The organism is Streptomyces sp. NPDC001970, from assembly GCF_053594115.1.
The window spans coordinates 1-5,882 of the sequence record NZ_JBSFDW010000076.1; the positions used below are offsets into that span (position 1 = coordinate 1).

The following is a 5,882-nucleotide window of genomic DNA, read 5'->3' on the forward strand; positions in this document are numbered from 1 at the left end:
AGATCACCCCGGGTCATCCCGCATGTCTACCGTCCCAACCCAGCCGGGACAGCGAAACAGCCAAACCCGTGATCTCAACTCGGCACAGTCCCTAGACCTCGATGTGCGAGCCCATGATGACCGTGCGGTCGCGGGGGAGGCCGAAGTACTCGGCGGCGTCGGCCGTGATGTAGGAGGTGGCGATGAACAGCCGCTTGCGCCAGGGGGCCATCGTTGGTGCTTTCCCGCGCCGGAGCTCGATCTTCGAGAGGAAGTAGGACGCCTGGTCGAGCTGCAACGGCCCCTCGGTTTCGGCCGGGTCGAGCATCTCCAGTGTGCCGGGCACGTCTGGTGTCTCCATGTAGCCGAACCGTGCGGTGACGTGGATGATCCCGTCGTCGGCGTAGCCGAGGTCGTCGACGACGATCCGCTGGTCGGCTGGGACGCGGGGGACGGGCTCGGTTTCGATGGCCAGGATCACGACCTGGTCGTGACGTACGTGGTTGTGTTCGACGTTGGCCCGCATGGCCAGTGGCGCGGTCTGCTTGCCCCGGTTGAGGAAGACGGCCGTGCCGGGGACCCGGAGCGTTGATGCCTTCCCGCTGCGAAGGTGGTCGACGAACTCGGGCAGCGGGCCTTCGTGGCGGGCTCGTTCCGCGGTGACGAGCGCGCGGCCGCGTTGCCAGGTCGTCATGACGGTGAACGCCGTGAGGCCGATCAGCAGCGGCAGCCACGCGCCGTGGACGAGCTTGGTCAGGTTGGCTGCCACGAACAGCAGGTCCACGAAGAGGAGCACGGTTGCGCCGATGACGAGCAACCACACGGGCGTGCCCCATTTCGCACGGGCGACGTAGAAGAACAACAGGGTGGTGATGGTGATGGTGCCGGTGACCGCCATGCCGAACGCGAAGGCCAACGCCGTGGAGGTGCGGAAGGCGAAGACCAGGGTGAGGACCGAGACCATCAGCAGCCAGTTGATCCAGGGGACGTAGATCTGGCCGATCGTGGACTCGGAGGTGTGCGCGATGCGCAGCCGCGGCAGGTAGCCGAGCTGGGCGGCCTGGGAGGCGATCGAGTACGCGCCGGTGATCACCGCCTGGGAGGCGATCACGGTGGCCGCCGTGGCCAGCAGGACCATCGGCAGCCGTCCCCAGTCGGGCACGAGCAGGAAGAACGGGCTGCTGATGGTGTCCGGATCGGCGAGGATCAGCGCGCCCTGGCCGAGATAGCTCAGGACGCACGCGGGGAAGACGAGGATCAGCCAGGCGCGAGTGATCGACCGGCGGCCGAAGTGCCCCATGTCGGCGTAGAGCGCCTCGGCGCCGGTGACGGCGAGCACGACCGCGGCCAGGGCGAAGAAGGCGGTGCCGAAATGGCCGACCAGAAAGCCCAGGGCGTAGGTCGGCGACAGCGCCCTGAGGATCTCGGGGTGGTCGACGATGCCGGCGACGCCGCACGCGCCGATGGCCACGAACCAGACGATCATGATCGGCCCGAACACCCGGCCGACTGCCGCGGTTCCTCTGCGCTGCACGACGAACAGCATCACGATGATCACCGCGGTGATCGGCACGACCGCGCTTTCCAGCGACGGCTGGACGACCTTGAGCCCTTCGACCGCGGACAGTACCGAGATCGCCGGTGTGATCATGCTGTCGCCGAAGAACAGCGACGCGCCGAAGATGCCCAGCGCGGCCAGCGCGGCGGCGGCTCGTCGGCCCCGCTGTGAGTTCCAGCGCCGCAGCAGGGTGATCAGCGCCATGATGCCGCCCTCGCCGTCGTTGTCGGCACGCATCGCCAGCAGCACATAGGTGACCAGGACGATGATCACTACCGACCAGAACACGAGCGACACCACCCCGTACACGTTCTGCGTGGTGACCGGGACGGGGTGTGGGTCGCTCGGGTTGAACACGGTCTGGAGGGTGTAGATCGGGCTGGTCCCGATGTCGCCGAAGACCACGCCGAGGGCACCGATCACCAGCGCGAGGCGCACCGTGTCCTGTGCGCTCGCACGACGAGCCTCCGGCGGCCGCGCTGCGGACCCTTCGCCCGACGCGGTCCCGTGCCGGTGATCGGCCATGGTGATAGTCCTCCTCGCGGGCTGCTGTGCTGCGGCCCGGTGCATTGGGGCGGACGATACCGATGCACCGGCGCAATTGCCGGTAGGTGTGCGCTGCTTCGCCTCGAACGGCGTCTCCGTGCTGCTGACCTGTGCGGCTCGGCGTCGCGGATCACTCGCCGTCCGGGCAAGCCGCTGCGTCACGGCTCTTCGCGTTCGCGTCATAGCGGGCGTCCTTCGGACCACCTGGCCACTGAGGCCGCGGCGAAGGCGAGACCGCAGCGGCCAACCATTTCCGAGCGGGATGGCCAACCGTCCTTGAGCGCAGGCTGTTCACCAGCGGTCTTCCCGCTGTCTCCGGGCACCCATCGCTGGAGATCACACCCGCGACGTCCTTGCTCGCCGACTTCCCCGACGGGTTCGCCCCGGACCGAGCCGCCGGACAGTGGACAGACTTGTACGCAGCCGCGGAGAAGGACACGCCGCGGCGCATGTTCACCGACTTGCTCGCCGACCTTGGCACGCTGGTCCTGGTCCTGGTCCTGGTCCTGGTCCTGGTCGTGCGCGCGGCTTCAGCTCACCCTCCTACGTCGACATCGTCCGTGCGCGCACCGCCGGATCCTCGCCCCGCGGTCCTGCTCTATGTGGTTCTCCCTGGCGCTTCGACGTGTAGCCAGGACGCTGCGTCTGATCGTGTGAGCTGGTTCTTCCTCACATCTCTGGAGCCGTCGTGATCATTGCGACACGTTGCAGATGGAGTGGAGGACCCCCTGCGGGCGTTTCGTGTGCAGTTGCCCTCGGGCGCCGCGTACTGGACAGTGCTGTCCCGGTGAGATTGATCTTGCTGGGGTCGGCATACTTCGCGGGGGCTTCGAGCCGGCGGGGTACGGCACCGGACCGCGCCGAACTCGACCGGAGATAGGTCCCACCCTTTCGAACCGCACCTGGGCGCTCAGCTGACGGCAGAGCCGAACCACTCGGGCAGCTGGCTGAGCAGATCCTGCTGGTCTTCACCGACCCATGCCACGTGGCCGTCCGGCCGCAGCAGCACGGCGGGTACGTCCAGTTCCTCGCTGACGTCGACGACGTGGTCGACACGATCTGCCCAGCCCGGCACCGACAGCCGCCCGGTCTGGTCGAGCAGCAGCCCGCGGCAGCCGTGCATCAGCTCGTAGAGACGGCCCCGCTTCAGTTTCACGTCCCACATCCGCCGGCCGAGCAGTTCGTGGCCCTCGCCGAAGTCGTAGCGGATCCCGACCGCAGTGATCATCTCGGTCACGTACTGGTTCACCTCCTGGAAGTCCATCAGCTTCGAGAACAGCTCCCGCAGCGCGGTCGCACCCGGATCGGTCCCCAGCAGCATGATCTGCGCGCGGGTGTTGTCCAGCACGGCGGCGCCCACCGGGTGCCGTTCGGCGTGGTAGCTGTCAAGCAGCCCCTCCGGTGCCCCCGTTGACCGGCCCGGGCGTTCACCGTATGCCCGAGACCGGAGCGGGAGCACCCTCGGTGGCACCGGTCCGGGCATCAACACGATCAACCATGTGCCGAGTGGTTCGCGGCTCGTTGACGGCAGCTGTCTCCTGGGCGGGGTTTCCGCCCCACCGTGCCTGAGAGGGAACTTCCTCGCCCTTCATGAGGAAGGAGTCGGCGGCGAGCTGTGCGTGGTCGCCGATCGTGGTGCCGTAGTGGACGAAGGCGCCGACGCCGAGGGTCACGTCGGCGCCGATGATGATGTGGTCGGACTTGAAGGCGCCGTCCTCCTGGGAGTGGCACTGGATGATGGTTCCGGCATTGAGGGTGCAGCCGTCCCCGATGCTGACGAGGGTGCGCTCGGCCAGCGAGCAGCCGTCGTCGAAGACCCTGCGGCCGATCCTGACGCCCAGCAGCCGCCAGACCATGGGCTTGAACGGGGTGCCGTTGAAGACCTGCATGTACCGGTGTGTGGACGCCAGCTTCCAGAAGCGTTCGTGTCCCCAGAACGGTCGCTCGTAGATCGAGCAGTTCAGCGGCTTGAGCGGGCGGAATCCCGTTACCGCCCGTTCGATGAGTGCGAAGTAGACGACGGTGAACGCCAGGATGAGCAGACCTGCCAGTGAGAACACCGGCGCGCCGAGGGTGGGATAGAAGTCGACGGCGGCCGTGGCGATGAGGGCGAGCACGACGAAGTGGGACCATTGCATGAGCAGGAACAGGCCGGCGGTGATTGCGTTGTGCTTGTTCTTGGCGGCAAGGCGGCGGCGCAGCTCTTCACCGCGGGCCAGGTGGTTGAGCTTGCTGTCGCGGAGCACGGTGCGCGGGATCTCGAAGCTGGGCGAGCCCAGCAGGCCCACGCCCTCGTGCGCCGGCCCGTCGATGGGGACCATGACCTTCGTTGCGAGCAGGCAGTTGTCGCCGGTCCGGGCACGTGAGGGATAGACGATGTTGTTGCCGAGGAAGCTTCTCGCCCCGATCGAGGCGCGGGAGAAGCGGAACGACGTGCTGGAGAAGTCGGCGTTGACGACCGAGAGGCCGTCGGCGATCATCGTTCCCCTGCCGACCTGGCTCAGGTAGGGGGTGTCGTGCTTGACGAGCAAGCCGAAGTTCGACCCCGTCTGCCGGAAACGACACAGGTCGTAGCCGAGGAACCGCAGGAAGTGCACGATTGCGGAGCTGTCCCCGAACAGCACGGTGAAGAACCTGATGTTGGTCATCCGCATGACGGCCCGCTGGATGCTGTAGTGGAAGCCGTACAGCGGGTAGATCCTGCCCGGCTTGATCACCGGGGTGAGCAGCCGTGGCACGGTGTTCACCGTCAGCAGTCCCACGAGCAGGCCGCCGAAGAAGACGACCAGGGAAGCGACCAGCGCCTCGAGGAAGAATGTCGGGCGCGTGAGGGCCGGAGGGCCCGCAGTCGCCACCGCGTGCAGCTGCGGCACCGCGGCGATCACCATGGTCACGCCGGCCACCGTCAGCGGCAGGTACACCAGCAGTATGGTCATCAGGCGCCACACGCTGTAAAGGGCCCTGCGCAGGGTGCCGCACGCCGCGGGTTCGACAGCCCGGTAGTCGATCCTCGCAGGCTGCGCCGGAGTGCCGTGCCATGACTCGTCGGCCGGCACGGTCTGTCCTGGATGCAGGGAGGAGGCGTGGCCCAGCTGGGCGTCGTCGCCCATCGACGTCCCGATGTCGATGACGCTCTGCTCGCTGACGGTCACATCCGTGCCGAGGGTGACCGGACCTGTCTCGATCCAGCCGGCGTGCGCCCGGTACCCGGACGAGAACACGTCCTTGCGGACGACCGTGCCGTCACCGATGGTGAGCAGGTCGGCGCAGACCGGAATGTTGCGGGTGAGGATGGTGACGCCTCTCCCGATGTGCGCGCCGAGGGCTCTCAGGTACAGCACGTACAGCGGTGATCCGGTGAACAGGCGCGCCGGGCTGCTGCGGATGAGGGTCTTGACGCACCAGAAACGCAGGTAGGCAGGGCTCCACACGGGGAACCTGCGAGGGGTGAAGCGGCCGATGAGTATCCACTTGGCCGCGACGGAGAGGGCGCAGAGCCCGAAGAAGACCGCCGCGCCGAACAGGACCGCCCGCAGATAGATGCCGGCTACCCCGGAACCCGCCTGGATCCACTCGTAGCCGCGAACGGCGGCGAGGGCGCCGAGGCAGGAGAAACCGAGGAACATCAGCAGCTGGGCCGCGCCGCACAGTACGTATGACCACGTACCGGCCCCGGGTGGCGACACGGTCGACGACTCGACCACCACGCCCGGGGCGGGGGTGGTGTCCGTGAACGCGGCGGTCAGGGTGCGGATCGTGGTGTGCTGGTAGATGTCCTTCATCGACACGGTGGGTAGGT

The 5,882-nt window shown here is 67.5% G+C and carries 2 protein-coding genes and 1 pseudogene; all 3 read right to left on the reverse strand.

Going from position 1 to position 5,882, the window contains the following annotated elements:
* Positions 1 to 91 precede the first annotated feature (91 nt).
* Positions 92 to 2,062 (reverse strand): potassium transporter Kup, encoded by a 1,971-nt coding sequence (locus tag ACWCP0_RS41040; RefSeq protein ID WP_451083818.1) that lies wholly within the window; start codon positions 2,060 to 2,062, stop codon positions 92 to 94.
* 931 nt (positions 2,063 to 2,993) lie between these two features.
* Positions 2,994 to 3,488, reverse strand: a pseudogene (locus ACWCP0_RS41045) (aromatic-ring hydroxylase C-terminal domain-containing protein); the annotation flags it as partial.
* A 22-nt stretch (positions 3,489 to 3,510) separates the two neighbouring features.
* Positions 3,511 to 5,882: Pls/PosA family non-ribosomal peptide synthetase (locus tag ACWCP0_RS41050; RefSeq protein ID WP_451083819.1), on the reverse strand; the 2,372-nt coding region annotated here is incomplete at its 5' end.

Coding starts and splice junctions, on each gene's coding strand:
- ACWCP0_RS41040 (WP_451083818.1), bottom strand. CDS start 2,062: ATGGCCGATCACCGGCACGGGACCGCGTCGGGCGAAGGGTCCGCAGCG.